This window comes from Gordonia sp. CPCC 205333 (genome assembly GCF_048537885.1).
GTDB lineage: Bacteria > Actinomycetota > Actinomycetes > Mycobacteriales > Mycobacteriaceae > Gordonia.
The window spans coordinates 524824-548211 of the sequence record NZ_JBCLVI010000004.1; the positions used below are offsets into that span (position 1 = coordinate 524824).

Below are 23388 nucleotides of genomic sequence, written 5' to 3' on the forward strand. Positions count from 1 at the left end.
ACGGCGCTCACGTTCTTTCCCTAGTCTGGTCAGTGGATCGCACACCCAGCGGTCCACCACAGCCCGCTCCACGTTTGCGCCCACCACCTCGGGGCACCAACGTCGGAGCCACAAACGAAGGCCAGGTAATCCCATGACCCTCGCTGATGATCGCGCACGCCGCGTACACGCGACCTCTCCCATTGATGCCGCTTCGCGCGGCTCCTTCTCCCTCGACGATCGCTATACCCGCGAGTCGGGAACCATTTATCTCACTGGCATCCAGGCCTTGGTCCGGATGGTTCGAGATCGCGCGATCGTCGATCGCTCGTCGGGACTTCGAACCGCGTCATTCATCTCCGGATATGAGGGCTCGCCGCTGGCCGGCTACGACCTCGAGATCGCCCGACGCCGCAAGTACCTCGATCCCTACGACATCACGCACCGCCCAGGACTCAACGAAGAACTCGCCGCGACGTCGGTAATGGGCTCGCAGGTCGCCGCCCGCGTCGGTCATCTCTCGCCCGACGCCGCAGGTGCCCAACGCGACGGCGTGGTCGGCTACTGGTACGGCAAAGCGCCGGGCCTCGATCGTGCGACCGATGCGCTGCGCCATGCCAACATCATCGGAACCCACCCAAACGGCGGAGCGGTCGCGTTGGTTGGTGACGACCCGGGTGCCAAGTCCTCGACGGTCCCGTGCGCGTCGGAGATGGCACTCGCTGACCTCTACATGCCGATCCTCTACCCCGCCGACAGCGCCGACATCCTGGATTTCGGGGTGCACGCGGCGCTCATGAGCCGAGTGTCGGGACTATGGACCTCACTCAAGATCTCTGCGCATGTAGCCGACGGCGCGTCGACCGCGGTCGTCGCCCCAGATGCGATTCTTCCCGACTACGGCGGCCTGGGCGCCAGTCCCCACATCCCCAGCGGACAGCTGCTCGGCGCCAATCTCATGGAGCTGGAACAGAATCAGCTCACCATCCGCCTGCCGCGTGCCCTCGAATACGCCCGACTCAATGGCCTCAACCAGATCGTCGCGCGTACCGCCGACGATCGGATAGGTATCGTCGCGGCGGGCAAGACGTATCTCGACATGCGAGAAGCATTGCGGCTCATCGGAATCTCCGACGCCGACCTCGCCGGCCTCGGAATCCGCATCCTCAAACTCGGCATGGTGTACCCCATCGAGCGGGATATCCTTGATCGGTTCATCGAAGGAATCGACGAGGTGATCGTCGTCGAGGAAAAGCGCGACTTCATCGAAACGATGATGCGCGACATACTCTTTCGCCGCCCGGATGCTCCCGCCATCGTTGGCAAGACGCACGAGGACGGCTCGACGTTGTTCTCCCGATTCGGCGAACTCGACGTCGACGCTGTGACTCGCGGCATGGCCGCACGCCTGGGCGTTCATCATCAGATCGCCTCGGCCCAACGCTGGCTCGACGATCACATGAATCGGCGCGAGCGGATCAACTTGCCTTTGGCCGTGCGTACGCCGTATTTCTGTTCAGGCTGTCCGCATAACAGTTCGACGAAGGTGCCTGCCGCCGGGAGCGAAGCGAGCGGGCCGAATGACTCGAGATACCTCGTCGGAGCCGGAATCGGTTGTCACGCAATGGTGTTGCTGATGGACCCGCAGCAGGTCGGCGACGTCGCAGGCGTCACTCAGATGGGCGGGGAGGGTGCTCAGTGGCTGGGGATGGCACCTTTTGTGGACGAGAAACATTTCGTACAGAACGTCGGTGACGGCACATTCATGCATTCCGGGTCGCTGGCCTTGCGCGCGGCGGTGGCATCCGGTGAAGACATCACCTACAAACTGCTGTTCAACGGGACGGTCGCGATGACCGGCGGGCAGGACCCGGTTGGCGAGATGGATCTGCCGCAGATGGTGAAACTGCTTCTCGCCGAACGGGTCGCCAAAATCGTTGTGACCTCGGACGATCCCAACCGAACTCGCACTCTCGGCCTACCCGGCGACGTGGAGGTGCGCCATCGTGACGATATGCTCGACATCCAGACCGAGTTGGCCTCGGTACCCGGCGTCTCGGTGCTGATCCACGATCAGCATTGCGCGGCGGAGAATCGCCGCAAGCGCAAGCGTGGCACCTACGAAACTCCAGCACAGCGAGTGATGATCAACGAACGCATCTGCGAGGGCTGCGGCGATTGCGGCGAGAAGTCGAATTGTCTTTCAGTACATCCGATTTCGACGGAGTTCGGCCGAAAAACCCACATCGACCAAAGCTCGTGCAACTTCGACTTCTCCTGCCTCAAAGGTGATTGCCCGGCGTTCGTTACCGTGACTCCGGGCTCAGATCGGGCCAGGGAACGGGTACCCGCGCTGGCGAACTCGCTGCCCGAGCCGGACCGATCCCCCATTGCCACCGGCAATTTCACCATCCGAGTCACCGGGATCGGTGGCACCGGCGTAGTCACTGTGTCTCAGGTCTTGGCTACCGCAGCGGTACTCGATGGCAATTGCGCACGCACCGTTGACATGACCGGCCTTGCCCAGAAGGGCGGCGCGGTGGTCAGCGACCTGAAGGTGTCCGCCGAGCCGACCGAACAGGCCGCCAAGGTTGCCAGCGACGACTGCGACGTCTACCTCGCATGTGACCAACTGGTCGGAGCCGACCCGGTGAATCTCAAGGTTGCGTCGGCGTCGAAGACGGTGGCGGTGGTGTCGACGGCGACGGTGCCAACGGGTTCGATGGTGGTCGACACTCAAGTCGGCTTTCCAGCTGCGGCACAGGTGTATTCGTCGATCGACGCGCGGGTCGCGCGGGCGGTGTATCTCAACGCGGCAGCACTGTCGGAGGAACTGTTCGACGACGAACAATACGCGAATATGATGATGGTCGGAGCGGCGTATCAGACCGGGGCATTGCTGATCTCCGCGGAATCGATCGAGCGGGCTATTGAACTCAACGGTGTCGCAGTGGAAGCGAATATCCAGGCTTTCCGGCGCGGACGGCAGGCCGTCGCCGACCCGGACGGCGTTGCGGCAGCGGCCGATTCGGTACGTGTCAGCGTCGCGGAGTACGCACCATCGGATGCCGCTCGACGCGCGACGGCCGAATTCGACGGGGAGCTGGCGTCAACGGTTACCCGCCGCTACGACGAACTGATCGCCTATCAGAACGAGGAGTACGCCCGGAGGTACCTGTTCGATGTCACACGGGTACACCGGTCCGGGCTGGGCGAACAGTTCACCATCGCGGTGGCACGCAATCTGTTCAAGCTGATGGCCTACAAGGACGAATACGAAGTGGCGCGCCTGACTGGCGACACCGCCTTCGCCGCCGAGGTGGCCGACACCTTCGGTGCCGACGCCAAAGTTGCGGTCCGGTTGCATCCGCCGACACTGCGTGCGATGGGTATGCGCGAGAAGATTTCGTTGGGTCGGTGGGCGAAGCCCGGGATGACCGGGCTTGCCAAGATGAAGCGACTACGGGGTACCGCACTGGACCCGTTCGGGCACACCGAGATTCGACGGACCGAACGCGCACTGGTCGTTGAGTACCGGGAGGTGATCGATCAATTGTTGGCACAGCTCGGGCCGGCGCCGACCCCCCAACAGAGGGCCACGGCAACATCAATCGCCGAGTTGCCTGACATGGTCCGGGGTTACGAGGGTGTGAAGATGGCCAACGTCGAGCACTACCGAGCCGAACTCAACCGCCAGCGAAAACTGCTCTGAGAACTGAAGCTGTCCCCGTAGCGCTCACAGACGGCGATATAGCCTCGCCTCTGCTCGCACCACGGGGACAGTTCAGTAGGTCACGGGCTTAGTGTCCCAAAGCGACCGCGCCCTCGGGAGTGTCGGGCAACTTGCCGCTGCGCATCACCACTCCGGCGACCACACCGCCGATCGCGAAGATCGCCGCGGCCCACCAGAACGCGGTGGTATAGCTGGCCACCGCAGCCTGGGCGGCAAGCGCCGGCGCGGCCAATGTGACGTGACTGGTGGTGAATGACGTTGCGGCACTGGCCGCAATGGTCGACAGCAACGCTGTTCCCACCGATCCGCCGACCTGCTGCATCGTATTGACCGTTGCCGAAGCGACACCGGCATCCTCGGAAGAGACCCCGGAAATCGCGCCCTGCATCGCGGGTGCCATCGACAGGCCCAAACCGAAGCCAATCACCAGCAGACCCGGCAGGACATCGGTCGAGTACGCCGACGTAGCCGTGAGTTGAGCCAACCAGACCATGCCGGCCGCGGCGATGAACATACCCGACGTCGCCATCCAACGCGGTCCGAAACGAGGCAGGACCAGAGCGGTGGCCAGCGTCGACATCACGATGATCACACCGATCATCGGCAGGAAGGCGAGCCCGGTCGAGATCGGCGTGAAGCCCAGATTCTGCTGCAGATAGTAGGTGAGGAACAGGAAGATACCGAACATTCCGATACCCGAGATGAACACCACCAGGTAGGAACCACCGCGTGTGCGGTCCAAGATGACGCGCAACGGAAGCAATGCGTGCTCAGTGCGGGTCTGGAGCCAGCCGAACACCGACAGAACCACGACACCAGTTGCCAGCCAGGTGACAGTTGCCCAGTCACCCCACCCAGCGGTCTCCGCATTGGCGAAGCCATACACGACGGCGAACAGGCCGACGGTCACCGTGAATACGCCGGGCAGATCGAGTTTGGGGCGATGCTCGGACCGAGAGCGGTCGAGGAACAGCCAAGCACCAACCATGGCGATCGCAGCGATAGCCAAGTTGACGTAAAGGCACCAGCGCCAATCCGCCCACTCGGTGAGCATGCCGCCGAGCAGTAGTCCGAGCGCACCGCCACCACCGGCGATGGCACCGAAGATGCCGAATGCGCGGGCGCGCTCCTTGGTATCAGTGAAAGTGGTTGTCAGCAAAGACAATGCGGCAGGTGCCAGCAATGCGCCGAAGACACCTTGACCCGCCCGAGCGGCGACCAACATCTCGAAATTGACTGCGGCACCACCGATCGCGGATGTGACGGCGAAGCCGACGAGGCCGATCATCAGCGAGGTCCGGCGGCCCCAGAGGTCGGTGAGACGCCCGCCGAGTAGCAGGAGGCTTCCGAAGGCCAGCGCGTACGCGGTGACGATCCACTGCCTGCTGGCGTTATCGAAGCCGAGGTCGGCCTGTGCGTGCGGAAGCGCGATGTTCACGATGGTCGCGTCGAGCACCACCATCAGCTGGGCAAGCGCGAGGACACCGAGGATTACCCAGCGCAGGCGATGCGATCGCTGCGCGGATGCCGAGTCGCCACCCCTCCCCGTGCCGTCCTCCCCGACGAACTCGGGCTCGAGTTCTTTGGTGAGAGTAGTCATGTGATTCTCCGTGAAGTTGAATTCGGAGGCAGGTCCTCCGCTTACGAGACACAACGCTAGCACGAACCGGAGGAATTCCCTCCGCTTGATATGATGTGAACATGACCACAACCGATCAGGCGTCCGCGACGCGCCCGCTGCGCGCCGACGCCGCACGCAACCGAGCGCGCATTCTCGACGCCGCGCGAGAACTCTTCGCCGACCGCGGACTGGACGTGACCCTCGACGATGTCGCGGCACATGCAGGCGTGGGCGTCGGCACCGTCTATAGACGATTCGCCAACCGAGAGGAACTTATCGTCGGTGTTTTCGTCGACCACCTGGAAACCATCGCCGCCAAGATCAGGACGGCCGTCGCCGACGCCGACCCGTGGGAGTCGGTAGTCATCCTGCTCACCACCGTCGGCGACGTCATGGCATCCGATCGCGGCCTGGCCACCGTCCTGACCGCAGTAGATCACACTGCCGAAACAATGCGAGCCGCGAAGGCGACCGTCGAGGAACTCGTCACCGAGATCGTCGAAAAGGCGAAGTCCGCCAACGCGATTCGACCAGAAATCGAAACCGCCGACTTCTTCGGGTTAGTCTGCATGCTCGCCGCGATCGGCGATGCGACACAGAACACCGACGGCGCGTGGCGACGGTTCGCCGAGATATTGCTCGACGGCCTACGGGGCGACGGGCCGCGCGTACCACTCACCACCCCCGCACTGACCGAGGACCAGATCCGGCAACTCGACGAGCACAAACTAGAACGTTTGCGCCGACAGTAGGGTCAGCCCGCCCGCCCGAATTCGGCGTCGACAGCGCGGGCGGCCGCGAGATTACCGAGCGGAATGGCCAGCACATCGGCCAAGGCCGCGACCGTGAAGAACGACGGAGTCACCAACCTACCCGATTCGATCTTGCGCAAGGTCTCCGGCGAAATCCCCGCCGCACCTGCGATATCGTCGAGCCTCTGTTCACCGCGGGCGTCACGCAACAGTGCGCCGAGACGCCTCCCTGCGGCGATCTGCTCCGGGGTCAGAGGTACACGAACCATGCGACCCAGAGTAGCCTCTTGCGGTATGAAAATACCAGGAACTGCCTCTCTCGTGGTATTTTAATACCAACACTAGTTCGAACGGAGAGACCTGATGGTCGAGTTGAAGACACCCGCCGAGATCGACGCGATGCGGACGACCGGAAAGTTCATCGCCGGACTGCTCGATGACCTGTCCGGCCGGGCCGACGTCGGAGTGAACCTACTTGACCTCGAACAACGCGCGCGCGAACTCATCGCACTGCGTGGAGCGGTGTCCTGTTACGTGGACTACGCGCCATCATTCGGCAGCGGCCCGTTCGGCAATGTCATTTGCCTGTCAGTGAATGATGCTGCGCTACACGGACTTCCGCATGACTACGTGCTCCGCGACGGAGACCTCCTGACGATGGATATCGCCGTGTCGATTGACGGCTGGGTAGCCGATTCCGCACGCAGCATCATTGTCGGGACGCCGGCGACAGCGGATCAGCGACTCATCCGAGCCACCGAAACAGCGCTCGCCGAAGGGATCGCCGCCGCCCGACCCGGTGGTCACCTCGGCGACATCTCACATGCCATCGGCGCGGTCGCCAAGCAGTTCGGCTACCGGGTCAACGGCGACTTCGGTGGTCACGGGCTCGGCCGAACGATGCACGAGGATCCGCATGTCGCGAACTTGGGTAAACGTGGCCGCGGAATGACACTGTCCCCTGGGCTCACCCTTGCACTCGAGCCCTGGTTTTGCGCGACCACCGATCGCATCCGTTACGACGCAGACGGTTGGACACTGCGCTCGGCCGACGGCTCGCGCGCCGCACATAGCGAGCATACAATCGCAATCACCGAGTCGGGGCCGATTGTACTGACCGCTTAGAGCGGACCAAGCTCGTCCGACCGACACTCAATGCTGTTGCCAGACATGGCATTCGTCTCACCGGGTCTCGATACGGGCGCGTCTCGCTAGCGCTCGGCGAGCCCACTCGACCAACCAAACGAACAGCGCACCCACCGCTGGTCGAGTGCCCGACCAGACGACCCCACCGCTGGTCGAGTGCCCGACGAGGCGCCAGCCGAGACGGGTGTATCGAGACCACCCACACCTAACATCCTTGCCAGACAACGGCATTCACCTCATCGGATCTCGATACAGGCGCGTCTCGCTAACGCGCGACCAGCCACTCGACCGCCTGACCAACCGTTCAGTTCAGTTCTGCGCGCGACCGCTCAAGATGGTCGCGGCGACCAACAGTGTGACCTGAATGAAGCCGAAGATCAGCGCCAAGATCGCTCCGACGCCCAGTTCAACGAATGGCGGCAGAACCAGCACCCCCGCGAACAGGCCCAGCCAACCCGCGGTGGCACCAAAAGCCAAGAACGGCAACAGATGTCGCCATCGCGGCATCAGCGTGATACTCGCTGCGACGCCGACGGTCCCCAACAGCAGGAAGAACCAGCCCGGGTTGAGCACCATCTCATAGGACAAGAACGCCGGTATCGCGACGCCGGAGCCCTGTTCCTCGGTCCAATTCTGCAACTGCCGGTCGACGGTCTCAGGAATCACCAACCAGCTGACCGCGCCCATGAAATATGTGACGACACCGAAGAAGATCGACGCCGCCGCGAGCACATTCTCGATTCCGACGCGCTCGACGAAGCTCGGCGGCTGCGGTGCATACCCGGTAGGCGCCCAGCCAGGTGGCGGCCCCGCGGGCACCGGCCCCTGCGGTTGCGGTCCTTGAGGCTGGAATCCCTGCGTTGCTGCGACCGGCGCCCAACCGGGCGGAGGTCCAGCTGGACCAGGCCCGGGTGATGGTTGCGGTGGCCCAGGGAAAGCGCCGGAAGTTGGGATGGCGCGGGTGGCGTCAGTCTGATTCTGTTCAGATGGCTCGGTCATGCCTGATATTCAATCACCGCAATCGCGCGCGTGGTAGTGCGTTATCCAGACGGACGGTCATATTGGCCCGCATCAGCTCCAACGGCCGCCAGTGCCATCGCGGTCAATAGTGGCCGCAAGTGGTCCGCCGGCGTCGACGGCAACCGTGGTGAGGAGTTGAGCAATCCGAACATCGCATGAACACGTATCCGAGCCTCGTCGCGCGACATCGTTGGCAGCAGACCGTGGGTCACGCAGTCCTGCACGACGTCGACCCACCGCTCGACATACCGGCGCTGCAACAGGCGGACCCGATGATTGGCCTCCGGCGTGAGGGACGACAAATCACGGTCCTGCACGACGATCACGTCAGGTTTGGTGACCAGAACTTCGATATGAAAACCGATCAGCTCGACAAGCATCGAATAGGGCGGCAACTGTCGTTCGCAGACTTCGTTGCCGCCCTCGTAGAGCCGCTCACTGATTTCAAGTAGGAGGGTGTCGAGCACGTCGGTTTTCGACGAGAAGTGCCGATACATCGCGGGACCACTGATACCGGCTTGCGCGCCGATATCCTCCAAACGCACTGCGGCAAAACCGCGTTCGGCCATCTGTGCCGCAGCAGCCGTCAATAGATCGGCACGACGGGCCGCCTTCGCTTGACTACGGCTGGTGATCGCCGCGCCCGTCGATGAGGAATCCATTATGCGATCTGACCTTACTCGCCGTCCCAGTGCCTACTGTTTGGTGAAACGCAGCGAACTAGCGATATTGTCGGGATCGCTCGCGGTGATCTGAGTTGCCCCGAGGGCTACCGACCAGCGATTATCCGCACAGCGGCCGTATGTCACAGTCGCATCGACGTTGATCGTCTTCCCGGTGCGGCTGGACTCGACCCAGTCCGCCCCGCATCGACCGGGGATATCGATGGTCGCGCGCAGCGGATTGCCCCGGCCGATGTTCAGTACTGCCTGGCGAGTTTCGCCGCCCGACGACCAACTGCCGATCCACTGCCCGACCATCGGGTCAGCCGGTACTCCGTCAGTGGTGTCGACTGGCTGCGACTCACTGGACTTATCCGAGTCGGCCGGGGCGCTCGCGTCGGTGCCACAGGCCGCCAGCATCATCGTCGATGCCGCCAACACCGCAATCAACACACGCCTTCGCATACCTGCCCCTTCGCCGGATCGATTCAGCGATCCACTTTATCGGACACTCGCTTCCAATCGCACCAAGTCACGGGTACTGGCCGGCCAACCGAAGGTGCTCGAGCAATCGATCGGTCAATGTCATCGTCGCCATCTCGTCCGCGGTGAACCAGCCAGCGTCCGCGGCATCGTCACCAGCGCGCACTTCGCTGTCGTCTGAACCGTCGGGCATTGCCAGGAAATCGTGGACCTCGTAGATGCCACCGCTGCCGTCCGGCAAGTCGACGACCCACAATTTCTTACCGCAGACGACAGGTAAACCAGTCTCCTCCCACACTTCCCGTGTCAACGCGGCAGCCAACGTCTCCCCCTTCTCGACCTTGCCGCCGGGTATGGTCCACGTGCCGGCCTGCGGCTCGTTGCGCCGCAGCACCAACAGGAATCGTCCGCGCCGATCTTTGATGACGGCACCAACCGCGAGACGCCGTCTTATCCCACCCGCCTCGGTATGCGTCATAAGCGAACTCTCTTCGCCGGGTCAGGCGACGGGCGGGCCGTGAGCCGCCGGCTCACCGCGGCAACCACGTCAGACACCAGAGCGCCGCCGGAGCCGGTCAATTCATCGACTACCCCGAGCCGGTGTAAATCGTGGGACCAAATTCGTTGAGGACCAACCATTTTCGATGCATGAGCAGTGTCCCGATACATGATCAGGCTCGCGCCTTCGGGCGGCAGCGGGGATAGCCACGCGTCGTCGGCGGCGATCACCCAGTCGGCCGGGAACAACGCCAGCGCTCCGCCCCCGGCGCCCTGCCCCATCAGCACCGCCACCGTCGGCGATGAGGTAGCCAACAACGCCGCCATACAAGCCGCGATCTGGCCAGCCTGGCCACCCTCTTCGGCCGCGACCGACAACGCGGCTCCCGACGTATCGATCACGGTGACCAGCGCGAGATTCCACTCTGCCGCGAGGCCGATACCCCGGCGAGCCAACGCCAGGTCGGCGGGCAGCAACTCGGCGTCGACACCGCGATCCTGTCCGACGACCAGCGCGCTAACCCCGCCGAAGTTTGCGAGCGCAAGACGTACCGGCCCCGGTCCCACAATCGATTCACCGGGAATACTCGCCAGCAACTCGCTCAGCCCCGGCCGGCCCGGGGCGCGAGTCGCCCGCACCGCGGCCCACGCGTCGGCGACCGGTGTGGGGTAGTCGGAATGATGCTGCGGTTCAACGATTTCCGACGAGTCAACGAGTTGGGACAGCAGTCGCCGCAGCCGATCGCCAAGCTCATCTAGTGTTACTACATCGTCAATAAGCCTGTGCCGCAACAGATTCTCCGACACCTGCACATCATCGGGAAACGGCTCACCATGTAGCCCCTGATACACCCTCGGTCCGAGGAAGCCGATCAACGCACCTGGTTGCGCCCAGGTGACCTGTCCCATCGACCCCCATGACGCGAACACACCGCCGGTGGTCGGATGACGGAGATAAACCAGATATGGCAGCCCCGCCGCCCGATGGGCCGCCACCGCCGCGCTAATGGACACCATCTGTAAGAACGCGGGAGTCCCCTCTTGCATACGCGTTCCACCCGATGCCGGAGCGGCGAGGATCGGCAGGCGTTCGATCGTCGCGCGGCGAATGGCAGTGACGATCCGCCTACCCGACGCCGCTCCGATCGAACCGCCGAGGAAGCCGAATTCGCTGACTATCAACACCGTTCGGATACGGCCGACCGCACCGACACCGGTGATTACCGACTCGTCGACCCCGGTGCGTTCCCGCGCGCGGCCTAGCGAATCGGCATAGGCCACCTCGATCACTCCGTCGTCGACGGGCGTATCCCACGACTCGAAGACCCCCGCGGTGAGCGAGGCGATCAGTTCGCTGGCCCTCATGCCATACACCGTAACGCCCGGCTTCGGTACGCTGTCGCCGATCGCAATTCATCGACTAGGAGACTGGGTTGGCATCAACATTCACCGTCGTACGCGCCACCGTCATCGACGCTGTCCCCGACGCGATCTTCGGATACCTCGCGGATTTTCACGAATGGGCCAAGTGGACACCTTGGGAAGATCCCGAATTGGAAATGACCCGCACGTATTCTGGGCCACCCAGCGGTCCCGGCGCCGAATACAGCTGGTTCGTCGCCGAGAACGGCGCGACCGGCTTTATGCGAATGGTCCGTACCAACACGCCTCACGACGGCGAAGTACATATCGAGTTCCGCAAGCCGACGGCTGTCGTCTTGGATCTCACCTACGAGTTGACCGCACAGGACGCACAAACCGATGTCGCCTGGACGCTGGTCGGCAAACACAGCCTCATGACCCGTGCGGCAGCGGCCACCGGCATGCTCGATAAGATCGCGGGCAAACAACTCGACCAGGGCTTGGAACAATTGAAATCCGTCGTCGAGAACGGCGTCTGAACACCCCGCGGCGAGGAAAGGCCACCCTATGAGCTCGACGTACACCATCGCGCGCGATATCGATATCGCCGCCCCACCGACAACGGTCCATCCATACCTCGCCGATTTCCACCAGTGGGTGCACTGGTCGCCGTGGGAGAATATCGATCCCGAGTTGCAGCGCGAGTACACCGGCGCCGAACGCGGCGTTGGGGCCGAGTATGCATGGACCGGCAATAAGAAGGCCGGCGCCGGCTCGATGACGATCACCGGCGACGCCGCTGACCGGGTTGAGGTTCGCGTCCTGTTCTCACGTCCGATGAAGGCGACGAATGATGTTGTCTTCACCCTTGATCCGTCGGGCGATACCACCAAAGTCACCTGGTCGATGACCGGCGCTCATACGCTGTTCTCGCGAGTGGGGACCGCATTGGGATTCTTCGACAAACTGCTCGGCAAGGATTTCGAGAAGGGCCTGGCCGCGTTGAAAGTGGCTGCCGAGTCCGCCTGACCTCCGACGACGTCAGCGCGAGTACACCACGCGCGTTCGCGCCAGAATGTCGGCGACCGATCGGCGTCTGGAATCGACCGCACACCAACCCAATCCGACGGCGAACCCCACGCAGATGAGGCTGCGCAACAACGCCTGCGTGGGGCGCAGATGCTGCCCGCGTACCCCGACGACACGCAAACCCATGATCGCTGATCCCGCCGTGCGACCCGAAATCGCCCAGCACGCAAAGAGATACACGACCGATAGCGCCAGGAATCCCGTCGTGGTGAGGATTGCCGACACCCATGACCAGTGTGGGGTGAAATTGATCGCGAGACGCACCAGGAGCAAACCAAGGTAGCAGGCGCCCATCAGTGTCGCGACAATCGCCACGTCGATTCCGGCGGCCGCACCACGGCTGACGATGCCGGCCGCACGGTCGGTGTCATGGACGACTCCGTGTCGGATATCGTTGCGCTCCAACGCTTCCTGATGCTCGGCCGGTTCGTCAGTCATCGTCTTCCACCGATCGTGGACGGCGGAGAATACGCCCGACGAACTCGGACACGGCGTCGTCCGCGCGCTCACCACCACTTCGGACATCGGTCATCACATCGGCGGTCACCGACGTCGATGCTTCGCGAATAATCGCGGTCAGGTCGACGCCGTCGATGACGTCGTTCGCGACGCCAATCAGATCAGCCCGCCGGATAGCGGCGTCGAGGTCAACGCGAGCTACCGCGGCATCAAGATCGACCTGGGCCACAACAGCATCGACGTCGAGGCGCCGAACCACCGCCATCAGGTCGACGCGGGCAACTGCGGCATCGAGATCGATACTGTTGATGACGCGCATCAAGTCAACTCGGCCGATGGCGGCGTCGAGATCGACGTGGGTGATCACCTCGTTGAGGTCAACGGTCGCGACCACGGCGCCGAGGTCGACGTTGTCGATAACCAAACTGGTGAGGTCTATCTCGTCGGCCAACGCGACGACGATGGCCCGGATGAGTTGCGCGACAACGTCGTCGATACCCGTAGACACCCGATGTCGAAGACCACGAACCAACGACCCGACCAGCGGAAGCGACTCACCCACGCGCATCGGCGCGGTGAAGATCGCACCCACCGTCGGCGTGGTGACGTCAGAACTCATCAGTCAATCATCGCACGGCCCAAGACATCTGCACCCAAGACGAAACCCCCGGGTTGAACAATCTCAACCCAGGGGTTTGGTCTGTTGCGGATCTAAGACTTACAGCGCTTGGAACAGCTCACGTGCCAAGTTAGCGGTCTCGCTCGGCGTCTTGCCAACCTTGACACCGGCTGCCTCGAGGGCTTCCTTCTTGGCCTGCGCGGTACCCGAACTACCGGACACGATCGCGCCCGCGTGGCCCATCGTCTTACCCTCCGGCGCGGTGAAGCCCGCGACGTAGCCGACGACCGGCTTGGAGACATTGGCCTTGATGTAGTCGGCCGCACGCTCCTCGGCGTCACCGCCGATCTCACCGATCATCACGATCAGCTTGGTATCGGGGTCCTTCTCAAAGGCCTCGATAGCGTCGATGTGAGTGGTACCGATGACTGGGTCGCCGCCGATGCCGATGGCGGTGGAGAAACCGAGATCGCGTAGCTCGTACATCATCTGGTAGGTCAGCGTGCCCGACTTGGACACCAGGCCGATCGGGCCGTTGCCGGTGATGTTATTCGGTGTGATGCCGACCAGCGCCTCACCCGGAGTGATGATGCCTGGGCAGTTGGGTCCGATGATGCGGGTTTTGTTGCCCTTGGACACGTTGTAGGCCCACGCATAAGCGCTGTCCTGCACCGGGATTCCCTCGGTGATGACAACCAGGAGACCGATCTCGGCATCAATGGCCTCGATGATCGCGTCTTTGGCGAACTTCGGTGGCACGAACGCGATCGACGTGTCCGCGCCGGTCTTCTCGATCGCCTCGGATACCGAGCCGAATACGGGGAGTTCGACGCCGCCGTCGTGGCTGACGGTGGTGCCGGCCTTGCGTGCATTGACACCGCCGACGACATTGGTGCCGGCCTTGAGCATCAGGGCGGTGTGCTTGGTGCCCTCGCCGCCGGTGATGCCCTGGACGATGACCTTGTTCTCTTTGTTCAGAAAGATCGACATGTTCTCGGGGCTCCTACTTGTTCGCCAGTTCAGCAGCTTTGTCGGCGCCGGCGTCCATGGTCTCCGCCAGGATCACCAGCGGATGGTTGGCGTCGTTGAGGATCTTGCGGCCCTCGTCGACCTTGTTGCCGTCCAGACGAACGACGAGCGGCTTGTTGGCAGAGTCACCAAGCTTGCCGAGTGCGCCGACGATACCGTTGGCCACCGCGTCGCAAGCGGTGATGCCGCCGAAGACGTTGACGAATACACTCTTGACCTGATCATCGCCCAGGATGACGTCGAGACCGGCTGCCATCACCTCTGCCGAAGCGCCGCCACCAATGTCGAGGAAGTTGGCGGGTTTGACGCCGCCGTGGTTCTCACCGGCGTACGCGACGACGTCGAGAGTGGACATGACCAGACCCGCACCGTTGCCGATGATGCCGACCGCGCCGTCGAGCTTGACGTAGTTGAGATCGTTTTCCTTGGCCTTCAGCTCGAGTGGATCGGTCGCGTCCTTGTCCTCGAACTCCTCGTGCCCGGGCTGACGGAAGTCGGCGTTGCCGTCGAGGGTGACCTTGCCGTCGAGGGCGAGGATCTGGTCGTCGGGGGTACGGACGAGCGGGTTGACCTCAACGAGCAGGGTGTCTTCTGCGACGAAGACCTCCCACAGCTTCTGGATCGTCACTGCGGCGGCGTCGAGGACTTCAGCCGGCAGGTGTCCCTGCTCGGCGATAGAGCGCGCGGTTGCCAGGTCGACACCTTTCACGGCGTCGACGGCTACCTTCGCCAGGCGTTCGGGCTTAGTTGCCGCGACCTCTTCGATCTCCATGCCGCCTTCCACCGAGCACATGGCCAGGTAGGTGCGGTTGGCGCGATCAAGCAGGAAGGAAATGTAGTACTCCTCGGCGATGTCGCTGGCTTCGGCGACGAGGAGTTTCTTGACTATGTGGCCTTTGATATCAAGACCGAGGATGTTCTCAGCGTGGGTCTGCGCGTCGTCAGGGGTTGCGGCGAACTTTACGCCGCCTGCCTTACCACGCCCGCCGACTTTGACCTGTGCCTTGATCATCACAGGCTTGCCGATTTCTTCGGCGATTGCCCGCGCATCGGCGGCATTGTCGGTCACCCGGCCGGGTGTGGTGGGTACCCCATGCTTGGCGAACAGTTCCTTCGCCTGGTATTCGAAGAGATCCATTCAGCTCACCATCTCGTAGGTTTGCCGCCCGGTTGGGTGTAACGGGGGCCATATCGGACTTTAACCCTGCCGAATTTCGAGGTTGATGGCACCTCCCGGGTTGTGCGTCAGGTCACTCGCTACTTGTCAGTAGATCCGGGTCGACGTCCGTTTTGCGTCAATTGGCACCGAATGGCGTTCCGTGTTTAGGTGGTTAGCGGCGCACAGGCGCCACCGGCGGGCGTGTGAGGTGAATCACTGCAATACGCGCAAACCGAACCGAATGTTGGACTTGCCGCAATCATTTCGTTACCGTCGTAGCGGTAAGTCACGAAACGGTTACAGCTGCCGCCGTATGAATACCCGTGACTGAAGAACTTGAATAAGTCGGCAGCCGGCGTGCGAAAGGAAGAGTGCAGAGCCTTGCCACTACGCGAAGACGCACGTTCGGCGACTCGAAACCCCCGCACCGGCGGGTTTGCCCAAATCTCCGGCAACGAGGTCACCACGATCATTCCGGTTGATGAGCATGACCCGGAATTCGCCGACCTTCAGTATTCGCGCTGGGAGCAGGCCAGCGCCCCCTACGCGACGGTCATCGACGCGTCGGCCCTGACCCGCGGCAGTGCCCGTCCGACCACTTCGGAGATCACTCAGGACATCCTGATCCCCGAGAGCGAGTTCGCCGATGACCTCGCCACCACGACCCATCGCGGCTCGCTTCGCACGACAATCGATATCCCCGAAATTCCAGCGACCTACGAGGACGCCGATTTCGCCGAGGACGATGCCCCCAAGCCGTTCCGCACCAAGACGCCGTCGCCGCGGCGCGGATCTGGTAAACACCGGATTTCCGCACCACCGACCGCACTCAAGGGCGGCCGCGCCGCATTGGTGGCGATCGCGGCTGGGGCTGCGGTGGCTGCCGCGACTCAGGTGGCCGCCAACAACGACGACACACCACCGGCGTCGAGCCCGGCCGACCCGGCAACCACCGCCGCCGACACCGGCCCCGGCGTCGCCCCGGCGGCTTCCGGTGCGGACATGAGCAACTTCACCAAGCAGCTCGGAGTCGGCAAGAACCTGGCCGCTGCCCAGCAGGCTGCGGAGAACCTCGCCCGGCGGCCGATGTTCACCTCACCCATTCCGATCGGCGCATACCAGTTCACGTCATGCTTCTGCGATCGTTGGGGATCATTCCATGGTGGGATCGACATGGCTGCCCCGCTGGGAACACCCATCCACGCCGCAGCCGACGGCGTTGTGATCGAGGCTGGCCCTGCGTCGGGATATGGCAACTGGGTTCAGGTTCGTGGCTCCGATGGCACCGTCACGATGTACGGGCATATGGCATCGTCGGGAGTGCTGGTCCAGAAGGGCCAGCACGTGACCGCTGGCGACGTCATCGCGCTGGTCGGTAGCGAAGGTTTCTCCACCGGGCCACACCTGCACTTCGAGGTGTGGAAGAACGGGACCACCAAGATCGACCCGATGCCCTGGCTCGCACAGCACGGCGTGCGACTGTCGGGCTACACGGGCTAGGTAAGACGCCGACTCAGTCGTTTGTCTCGCGCTCAATTGAGTGGCGAGTGGTCTTATCGGCTGGTCGAGTGCCGAGGAGCGGCAGCGACGAGGGGTATCGAGACCTCGAAACCTGACACACAAAGTCACCAAAACCCATGCAAGACAACAACTCCCGACGTCAACTCTCCCGGTCTCGAGACACCGCCTCGCAAACTCGCCGGCACTCGACCATCCAACATCGTCGAGACCCCGAAAAATAATGCGTAGACGCGCTACAGTTTCTCTCCAGGCAGTCCGCCGAGTGTCATGAATGTCATCCGCCCGACCTTTCCGCCGAAGTCGAAAGTGACTCTCTCGGTTGTGCCGCTTCCCTCTTTCGCTACGGCCTTGCCCATTCCGTACTTGGGATGATTCATCCGCTCGCCGATATCGTAGTTGACCTGCTTGTTGCGGCCGCGCGCCGGATCCGTCGAATACGACGACCGGCCCCGACCGGAACCGAAACCGCCTGAGGTGGAACCGAATTCGGTTGATCCGTATCCGAACGCACCGCCCGACGAGCCATAACCTCGACCAGCGGAGCGACGCGGCTCGGTCCGACGCCAATCGAGCAGGTGTTGTGGAATCTCTTGCAGGAAGCGTGATTCCGGATTCGACACAGGCTGTCCCCACGATGCCCGCATCACCGATCGGGTCAAATACAACCGCTCCTTTGCGCGGGTGATCCCGACATAAGCGAGGCGGCGTTCCTCATTCAGTTCGGCCGGATCGCCGAGAGCCCGCAAGTGCGGGAAATGCCCATCCTCCCAACCGGTTACGAAGACCACCGGGAACTCCAAACCCTTCGCGGTATGCAGCGTCATCAACGTCACCACGCCTGCGCCCTCATCGGGCACCTGATCGGCGTCGGCGACAAGCGCGACCTTCTCCAGGAACGCAGCGAGTGAACCGGGTTCCGGTTCACCGTCGTTATCAGCACCGACGACGCCACCGTCATCTGGATCGCCCTCGTCTTCGTTTGCTGCCTCGGTGGCTTCCATGCTGAAATCGCGTGCGACAGCTACTAATTCATTCAGATTGTCCAGGCGTGCGCCGTCCTGCGGATCGCTCGAGCCTTCCAGTTCCCGACGATAACCGCTGCGTTCGACGATGGCGTCGACCAGTTCACCGATATCTGGACCGTCCGTAGTCGCATCCATGATCGCGACGTCGGAGTCCGGGCCGTCCGCGCTGCCGTAGGTCGCCAGGAAATCGTTACGCAATCCCTCAATCAGTTCGACAAAAGCGCCGATGGATCGGACGCCACCCTTGTTGAGCATCGCGACCTTGCCCTCGGCCGCGTCGAGTAGCCCCTGGTAGAACGTGAGTCCAAGATTCTCCGCGTGCACGGCCACCACTGCCTCGGAGCGGTCGCCGATCCCTCGTCGAGGAGTATTGAGTATCCGGCGAACGCTGACGGCATCGTCTGGGTTGGCGACCACCCGCAGATAAGCGATGACGTCGCGGACCTCTTTACGCTCGTAGAAGCGGGTTCCGCCGACCACCTTGTACGGAATCCCATGTCGCACAAAGACTTCCTCGATGGCGCGCGAACCGGTATTGGTGCGGTAGAAGATCGCGATGTCGGAATACTTATGACTGGACGACCCGCCGATCGTGTAATCGGTAAGGCGTTCCACCTCGGTGGCGATGAAATTCGACTCGTCGCGATCAGAGTCTGCGACGTAGCCGACGATCAGTTCGCCGTCCCCCGAATCGGTCCAGAGCTTCTTCTCCCGACGTCCGGCATTGCGCGAGATCACCGCGTTGGCCGCAGAGAGTATTGTCTGTGTCGAACGGTAATTCTGTTCCAGCAGAATGGTTTCCGCGTTTGTGAAGTCGCGCTCGAACTCTTCGATATTGCGGATGGTCGCGCCGCGGAAAGCATAGATCGACTGATCCGCGTCACCAACGACGCACAGTTCCGACGGCGTCAGACCGTCCTCGGTTGTCGTCTCGCCGACCAACTCGCGTACCAGCATGTATTGGGCATGGTTGGTGTCCTGATACTCGTCGACGAGAACGTGGCGGAACCGGCGACGGTAATACTCGGCTACGGCGGGGTGTGCGCGCAACAGTGCGACCGTCTCACCGATCAGATCGTCGAAGTCAAAGGCATTGGCTTCGCGGAGGCGGCGCTGGTAGACCCGGTAGATCTCGGCGATCTGTTTAGCCGTCGGGTCGCCGTCGGCGGTGTCCGCGATCGCGGCCTCGGGGGCGACGAGCTCATTCTTGTAGTTGGAGATAGCCACCCCAACGCCGCGCGGAGCGAATTTCTTCACGTCCAAGTCGAGGTCCCTTACGACCATGCCGAGTAGACGGCGCGAGTCGTCCGCGTCGTAGATGGAGAAGTTGGAATTCATCCCGGTCAACAGCGCCGACTGCGCGCGCAGGATCCGCACACATGTCGAGTGGAATGTCGACACCCACATGAAATTGGCGCGCGGACCGACCAGCCCGATGACGCGTTCACGCATCTCGGCGGCAGCCTTGTTGGTGAAGGTAATGGCCAGCACCTGCCCGGGTGACACTCCGCGGGCGGCGAGCAGATATGCGATTCGCCTGGTCAGCACGGCTGTTTTACCTGAGCCGGCACCCGCGACGATCAGGAGAGGCGGCCCACTGTGCAGTACGGCGGCGCGTTGCTGTGGGTTGAGTCCGTCAAGCAGTTCAGCGACGCGATCGGTGTCAATGGGATGAGTAACTTGTGCTGTCATATCGGTTGTCAAGGCTACTCTGAGGGGCTGACATCATTCGGTTCACCGACACGCCCGCGAGATATCCCACCACGGCCGATACCATCTCCCTTTGAGATCGCGAACCTGTGCTGATCGCTGCCGACCCACGGGGGCTACCTGGTGAACTACCCAAGTTATTTCACGCCTGCGCGGCGGCAACCAGCGAAGCGCGGACGCCTGCTGTTGATTCTCGCCGCCGTAGTACTGGCCTTGGCAATCATCACCTCGTTCATTCCGCTCTCCCGATCCGGCAGCGGTGGGCCTGAGGTAAATTTCGCCGCTCAGCGGGCGTCGGACACCATCGCGTTCAAGATGGCCCAACTACCGGGTGCGAAATACAGCGGCTCGTTCACCTATGGCGGTAAGAAGTACAACTCGACGTCGGATCCCGGTACCGAACGCACATGGAAGTTCACCGACCTAGTCGTAAGCGCATCGGGAAACGCGGCAGGCACCCTGGAATACGACGGCAACCGCGCACAGTACCGCGTACTGGCCAATTTCACCTTCGTCAATGCGTCGACCGCGTTCTGGAAGTCGTTGTTACCGAACCAGTCCGAAGGCCTCGACTGGGCGAACATCAACAACAAGTGGGTCGCTTCCAGGGATGCCGGAGTCCCGAATCTCGGCGCGTTACTATCGCCGCAGAATCTCGGCCTGCGGTTGGTGTCCCCTTCCGTCGGTACCGCGTCAGCTCCGGGGCCCGAGGTGGTGCCCGGCGAAGCGAAACTCCCAGACACCCGGTACTGGCCGACGCGTGTTCCGCAGGTCAAACTCTCCGATGACAGCTTTACCATCGATGAATTGACCACCACCTTCGATCCCGAAACCCAGAATGTCACGAAGGTCGCCGGTCTCTACCGAAACTATGTGGAAAGCGCCAAGATCAGCCTCGCGGTCGAATACGTCGACCGGACAGCCATCGACAAGGTGTTCACCAGCGGCCGTGCATTGGCTCCCGAACTGGCTGAGGTACCGGTCGTCGCGGCAAAGCCGACGATTGAACAACCGGCAGCACGCCAGATCGGCAATTGCGCGTCAACCGCATGTACCTACGAAATCCAGGTCGGCGGCACCCTGTCGAACGCGGAAGCTGCGATTACGGGCTATAGCAACTTCGGTGTCAAGTCGCTGTTTCGGGACCGCAGCGGAAGCACTTTCCCCAGCGACTGCGATCGAGTGATTCGTGTTCCGCTGAACAAGTTCGCCAAGTATCGGTGTACCGTCCGCGGAATATCAGCAAAGACCGCCGCTCCGCCTACCTTCAAGGGCACAACATTCCTGGTATTCGCGATCTATTCAACGGATATGCTGACCGAGGGCGTCGATGCCAATCAGTCAGCGTCGTCGGCGACGCCGAGACCTGTCCGCACCGGCAGTAAGACGGCGGGGCCAGTCGAAAAGTACAACTTTCAGGTGACGGCGATGCCGTCGACAATCGGTGTACGCGTGGGCGACTACGTCTTTGACGGCTTCAGTCCGTCGGGCAAGCTCTACATCGCTCGGTCCGCAGGTTATAGCGAGCACGTCAAAGCCGAGCAATTCGACAAGACGTGGGCCGGCTACAGCGTGTTGGTCCGGCAAGGGAAAGAACAATTGGCTGCTGCGAAGTATCGGCCAATCATCTGGTACGTCGCTGAGCCGGACGCAGTCCAAGCATTCCGCAATCTGATCAAAGCCGAAGGCCTGAGCCTGATCTCGGTATACGACGTCCCCGCAACCTAACACCCGGCCGACCGGGCGCTCACACTCATCGTTCGTCCAACCGACCAAGTCCCCGGTCATAGGGCATCGGAGTGGGTCGACACGATACGATATGCCTCAATTCTGTTCGGGGGTTCTGGCATCCTCGACAGGCGATCACCAGACGATCGAGAGGCAATGGATTAGTATGACAAATTTTCCACCCGGATCTGCTCCCGCCGCACCAGCTTTTCCTGGGCCGACACCGGCGAAGCAGAACAGCAAGTTGCCCCTGATCGCGCTGATCATCGGCGGCATCCTACTTGTGGTGGCACTTGTCGTGGCATTCATTCCGTTCCCCCATTCCGCCGATGGTGGTCCGACCTCGGCGTTCAAAGCTCAACAGAATCTCGACAAGGCGTTGTTCGGATACGCGCAGAGCAGCGGCGCGAAGTATTCCGGTTCAATCACCTACAGCTTCATAGATTCGACAAACAGCCCTGAGCAAACCATCGAATTCAAGAATCTCGTCGTAGCCAGCAACAATAATGCCGAGGGCACAATCACGATGGGTGGTCAGGAAGCCCAGTACCGCCAACTCGGAAATAACGTATTCCTCAATACCACCAAGCAGTTCTGGACCAACTTGATGAAGCCGGTCCCCGAAGCCCTTGATCTCGATTCGGTCCAGTCCAAATGGGCCAGCGCGGACAGTGCCGGACTGCTGTGGCTCGGATTCCTTGCACCACGCCGATTCGCCGGGCGCCTCGCTGTCGGCGACCAGAACCAGGGTCTGGGTCAAGAACTCGATAGTCCGAATAAGGGCCTGCCCGACGCACGCTTTTGGCCGACGTCAGACCCGAAGGTCACCCAAGAAGGCAACAACATCACGGTGGGAACATTGACCACCACATTCGCTCCTGATTCGCACGCGGTGACCCACATCAAGGGAAACGGAATCGCCCAGGGGACACTCAAGTACAAAATCGACACATCGGTGTCGCCGGTCACCGATAACGACCTCAACAAGATGTTCGCCAACGCCCGGTCTTTCGCACCTGAACTGGCGGCAGTTCCCGCCCCCGGTCTGCGTCCACAAACTCCGCTCCTCAAACGAGTCGAAGGCGGTTCCTGTGCGGTTCCCACCTGCGAATTCCTTTATGACGTCCAGGGTAAACTCACTTCTACCCGCGCTATAACCGGCTATCTGAACTACGGCATCCACGCCACGTTCACCGCGAATAACAGGTCAGTTGGTGGTACTTGCGACAAGGTTGTCCGTGTTGCTGTCGGCACAACTGCTCGGACACAGTGCGATGCGACGAATCTGGGCAATCTGCCCGGCGGTACCTTGATTCGTCCGAATATATCCGCCAAATATCTGCCGTTCGTCACTTCGACACCGGCGGATATCAGCCGGATCATCGATAACAACGAAAAATCGGTGAAGAAGAAGTTGACCTTTGAGCGCTCCGGAAATAAGCGTCCGGGCTCGGCCTCGAAATACAATTCTCAGATCACCGATATGCCGTCATCGTGGATCGTCAAACAGGGCGGTTACGCATTCGACGGGTTCGGGCCGTCGGGCTCCTATCTGGTCACCATGTCGACGGGCTACGACCAGCACCTCAAGGGTGGCGTCTTCGATCCGTCCTGGTCCGGTACTCAGAAGTTGCGCGATCAGGCCGCTCAACAGGTGAAAGCAGCCGAGGGCACCGAGATTGCCTGGGCATTCGCGGAGGAGAACTCCGCCGCAGCAGCGCGGGTCCTTCTCCTTGCCGCGGGTATCACCCCACAACAGATCACGGTTCTCGACATCAAGTCGAGCTAGGAGG

Annotated in this window: 20 protein-coding genes; 8 read left to right on the forward strand and 12 right to left on the reverse strand. The window is 62.1% G+C overall.

Features of this window, described 5'->3' with window-relative positions; all coding sequences use genetic code 11:
- Window positions 1–133 precede the first annotated feature (133 nt).
- Window positions 134–3691: an indolepyruvate ferredoxin oxidoreductase family protein gene (locus tag AAFP29_RS16990; RefSeq protein ID WP_419218567.1), complete on the forward strand. Its 3558-nt coding sequence runs from the start codon at window positions 134–136 to the stop codon at window positions 3689–3691.
- A gap of 88 nt (window positions 3692–3779) precedes the next feature.
- Here AAFP29_RS16990 and AAFP29_RS16995 read toward each other — a convergent pair whose 3' ends face one another.
- The gene (locus AAFP29_RS16995; RefSeq protein ID WP_419218568.1) at window positions 3780–5312 is read right to left on the reverse strand and encodes a DHA2 family efflux MFS transporter permease subunit; all 1533 of its coding nucleotides are present in this window, start codon (window positions 5310–5312) and stop codon (window positions 3780–3782) included.
- Window positions 5313–5413: 101 nt separating this feature from the next.
- Between AAFP29_RS16995 and AAFP29_RS17000 the strand changes: the two genes are divergently transcribed.
- Complete coding sequence (locus AAFP29_RS17000; RefSeq protein ID WP_419218569.1) at window positions 5414–6085, forward strand: TetR/AcrR family transcriptional regulator; 672 nt, start codon at window positions 5414–5416, stop codon at window positions 6083–6085.
- A 2-nt stretch (window positions 6086–6087) separates the two neighbouring features.
- Here AAFP29_RS17000 and AAFP29_RS17005 read toward each other — a convergent pair whose 3' ends face one another.
- On the reverse strand, window positions 6088–6354 hold the full coding sequence (locus tag AAFP29_RS17005) for a helix-turn-helix domain-containing protein (RefSeq protein WP_419218570.1): 267 nt from the start codon (window positions 6352–6354) through the stop codon (window positions 6088–6090).
- A gap of 94 nt (window positions 6355–6448) precedes the next feature.
- On the opposite strand from AAFP29_RS17005, the gene map reads away from it, so the two are divergent.
- Entirely contained in the window at window positions 6449–7210 is a 762-nt protein-coding gene (gene map, locus AAFP29_RS17010) for a type I methionyl aminopeptidase (protein WP_419218571.1), read from the forward strand.
- A 330-nt stretch (window positions 7211–7540) separates the two neighbouring features.
- Here the strand turns inward: map and AAFP29_RS17015 are convergent, their stop codons facing one another.
- The 5 genes from AAFP29_RS17015 to AAFP29_RS17035 form a co-directional block, all read right to left on the reverse strand.
- Window positions 7541–8230, reverse strand: coding sequence for a DUF5336 domain-containing protein (locus AAFP29_RS17015; protein ID WP_419218572.1), 690 nt, complete (start codon window positions 8228–8230; stop codon window positions 7541–7543).
- A gap of 41 nt (window positions 8231–8271) precedes the next feature.
- A complete protein-coding gene (locus tag AAFP29_RS17020) occupies window positions 8272–8913 on the reverse strand; it encodes a TetR/AcrR family transcriptional regulator (RefSeq protein WP_419218573.1) in 642 nt (213 codons plus the stop codon).
- A 33-nt stretch (window positions 8914–8946) separates the two neighbouring features.
- Window positions 8947–9378, reverse strand: a complete 432-nt coding sequence (locus AAFP29_RS17025; RefSeq protein WP_419218574.1) for a hypothetical protein — start codon at window positions 9376–9378, stop codon at window positions 8947–8949.
- Window positions 9379–9445: 67 nt separating this feature from the next.
- Window positions 9446–9874, reverse strand: a complete 429-nt coding sequence (locus tag AAFP29_RS17030) for an NUDIX hydrolase (RefSeq protein ID WP_419218575.1) — start codon at window positions 9872–9874, stop codon at window positions 9446–9448.
- Complete coding sequence (locus tag AAFP29_RS17035) at window positions 9871–11259, reverse strand: carboxyl transferase domain-containing protein (protein ID WP_419218576.1); 1389 nt, start codon at window positions 11257–11259, stop codon at window positions 9871–9873. The genes AAFP29_RS17030 and AAFP29_RS17035 overlap by 4 nt, the downstream gene beginning before the upstream one ends.
- Window positions 11260–11327: 68 nt before the next feature.
- On the opposite strand from AAFP29_RS17035, the gene AAFP29_RS17040 reads away from it, so the two are divergent.
- Window positions 11328–11795, forward strand: a complete 468-nt coding sequence (locus tag AAFP29_RS17040) for an SRPBCC family protein (RefSeq protein ID WP_419218577.1) — start codon at window positions 11328–11330, stop codon at window positions 11793–11795.
- 28 nt (window positions 11796–11823) lie between these two features.
- The gene (locus AAFP29_RS17045; protein ID WP_419218578.1) at window positions 11824–12285 is read left to right on the forward strand and encodes an SRPBCC family protein; all 462 of its coding nucleotides are present in this window, start codon (window positions 11824–11826) and stop codon (window positions 12283–12285) included.
- Between the two features lie 12 nt (window positions 12286–12297).
- Here the strand turns inward: AAFP29_RS17045 and AAFP29_RS17050 are convergent, their stop codons facing one another.
- The 4 genes from AAFP29_RS17050 to sucC all read right to left on the reverse strand — a co-directional run bounded on the left by AAFP29_RS17050 (window position 12298) and on the right by sucC (window position 15590).
- A complete protein-coding gene (locus AAFP29_RS17050) occupies window positions 12298–12783 on the reverse strand; it encodes an RDD family protein (RefSeq protein WP_419218579.1) in 486 nt (161 codons plus the stop codon).
- Window positions 12776–13423 (reverse strand): hypothetical protein, encoded by a 648-nt coding sequence (locus AAFP29_RS17055; RefSeq protein ID WP_419218581.1) that lies wholly within the window; start codon window positions 13421–13423, stop codon window positions 12776–12778. The genes AAFP29_RS17050 and AAFP29_RS17055 overlap by 8 nt, the downstream gene beginning before the upstream one ends.
- 99 nt (window positions 13424–13522) lie before the next feature.
- Window positions 13523–14413 (reverse strand): succinate--CoA ligase subunit alpha, encoded by an 891-nt coding sequence (gene sucD, locus AAFP29_RS17060; protein WP_419218582.1) that lies wholly within the window; start codon window positions 14411–14413, stop codon window positions 13523–13525.
- Between the two features lie 13 nt (window positions 14414–14426).
- Window positions 14427–15590 carry an ADP-forming succinate--CoA ligase subunit beta gene (gene sucC, locus AAFP29_RS17065; RefSeq protein ID WP_419218583.1) on the reverse strand — a complete coding sequence of 388 codons (1164 nt, stop codon included), beginning with the start codon at window positions 15588–15590 and terminating at the stop codon, window positions 14427–14429.
- 402 nt (window positions 15591–15992) lie between these two features.
- On the opposite strand from sucC, the gene AAFP29_RS17070 reads away from it, so the two are divergent.
- The gene (locus AAFP29_RS17070) at window positions 15993–17111 is read left to right on the forward strand and encodes a M23 family metallopeptidase (protein WP_419218584.1); all 1119 of its coding nucleotides are present in this window, start codon (window positions 15993–15995) and stop codon (window positions 17109–17111) included.
- A 254-nt stretch (window positions 17112–17365) separates the two neighbouring features.
- On the opposite strand, the gene AAFP29_RS17075 is transcribed toward AAFP29_RS17070, so the two are convergent.
- On the reverse strand, window positions 17366–19849 hold the full coding sequence (locus AAFP29_RS17075) for a UvrD-helicase domain-containing protein (RefSeq protein ID WP_419218585.1): 2484 nt from the start codon (window positions 19847–19849) through the stop codon (window positions 17366–17368).
- A 141-nt stretch (window positions 19850–19990) separates the two neighbouring features.
- Here AAFP29_RS17075 and AAFP29_RS17080 point away from each other — a divergent pair, with 141 nt between their 5' ends.
- A complete protein-coding gene (locus AAFP29_RS17080) occupies window positions 19991–21595 on the forward strand; it encodes a hypothetical protein (protein WP_419218586.1) in 1605 nt (534 codons plus the stop codon).
- 166 nt (window positions 21596–21761) lie between these two features.
- Window positions 21762–23384 (forward strand): hypothetical protein, encoded by a 1623-nt coding sequence (locus tag AAFP29_RS17085; RefSeq protein ID WP_419218587.1) that lies wholly within the window; start codon window positions 21762–21764, stop codon window positions 23382–23384.
- Window positions 23385–23388 lie beyond the last annotated feature (4 nt).

Coding starts and splice junctions, on each gene's coding strand:
- AAFP29_RS16990 (WP_419218567.1), top strand. CDS start 134: ATGACCCTCGCTGATGATCGCGCACGCCGCGTACACGCGACCTCTCCC.
- sucD (WP_419218582.1), bottom strand. CDS start 14,413: ATGTCGATCTTTCTGAACAAAGAGAACAAGGTCATCGTCCAGGGCATC.
- AAFP29_RS17050 (WP_419218579.1), bottom strand. CDS start 12,783: ATGACTGACGAACCGGCCGAGCATCAGGAAGCGTTGGAGCGCAACGAT.
- AAFP29_RS17075 (WP_419218585.1), bottom strand. CDS start 19,849: ATGACAGCACAAGTTACTCATCCCATTGACACCGATCGCGTCGCTGAA.
- AAFP29_RS17045 (WP_419218578.1), top strand. CDS start 11,824: ATGAGCTCGACGTACACCATCGCGCGCGATATCGATATCGCCGCCCCA.
- AAFP29_RS17025 (WP_419218574.1), bottom strand. CDS start 9,378: ATGCGAAGGCGTGTGTTGATTGCGGTGTTGGCGGCATCGACGATGATG.
- AAFP29_RS17015 (WP_419218572.1), bottom strand. CDS start 8,230: ATGACCGAGCCATCTGAACAGAATCAGACTGACGCCACCCGCGCCATC.
- AAFP29_RS17055 (WP_419218581.1), bottom strand. CDS start 13,423: ATGAGTTCTGACGTCACCACGCCGACGGTGGGTGCGATCTTCACCGCG.
- AAFP29_RS17035 (WP_419218576.1), bottom strand. CDS start 11,259: ATGAGGGCCAGCGAACTGATCGCCTCGCTCACCGCGGGGGTCTTCGAG.
- AAFP29_RS17005 (WP_419218570.1), bottom strand. CDS start 6,354: ATGGTTCGTGTACCTCTGACCCCGGAGCAGATCGCCGCAGGGAGGCGT.
- AAFP29_RS17000 (WP_419218569.1), top strand. CDS start 5,414: ATGACCACAACCGATCAGGCGTCCGCGACGCGCCCGCTGCGCGCCGAC.
- AAFP29_RS17085 (WP_419218587.1), top strand. CDS start 21,762: ATGACAAATTTTCCACCCGGATCTGCTCCCGCCGCACCAGCTTTTCCT.
- map (WP_419218571.1), top strand. CDS start 6,449: ATGGTCGAGTTGAAGACACCCGCCGAGATCGACGCGATGCGGACGACC.
- AAFP29_RS17020 (WP_419218573.1), bottom strand. CDS start 8,913: ATGGATTCCTCATCGACGGGCGCGGCGATCACCAGCCGTAGTCAAGCG.
- AAFP29_RS17030 (WP_419218575.1), bottom strand. CDS start 9,874: ATGACGCATACCGAGGCGGGTGGGATAAGACGGCGTCTCGCGGTTGGT.
- sucC (WP_419218583.1), bottom strand. CDS start 15,590: ATGGATCTCTTCGAATACCAGGCGAAGGAACTGTTCGCCAAGCATGGG.
- AAFP29_RS16995 (WP_419218568.1), bottom strand. CDS start 5,312: ATGACTACTCTCACCAAAGAACTCGAGCCCGAGTTCGTCGGGGAGGAC.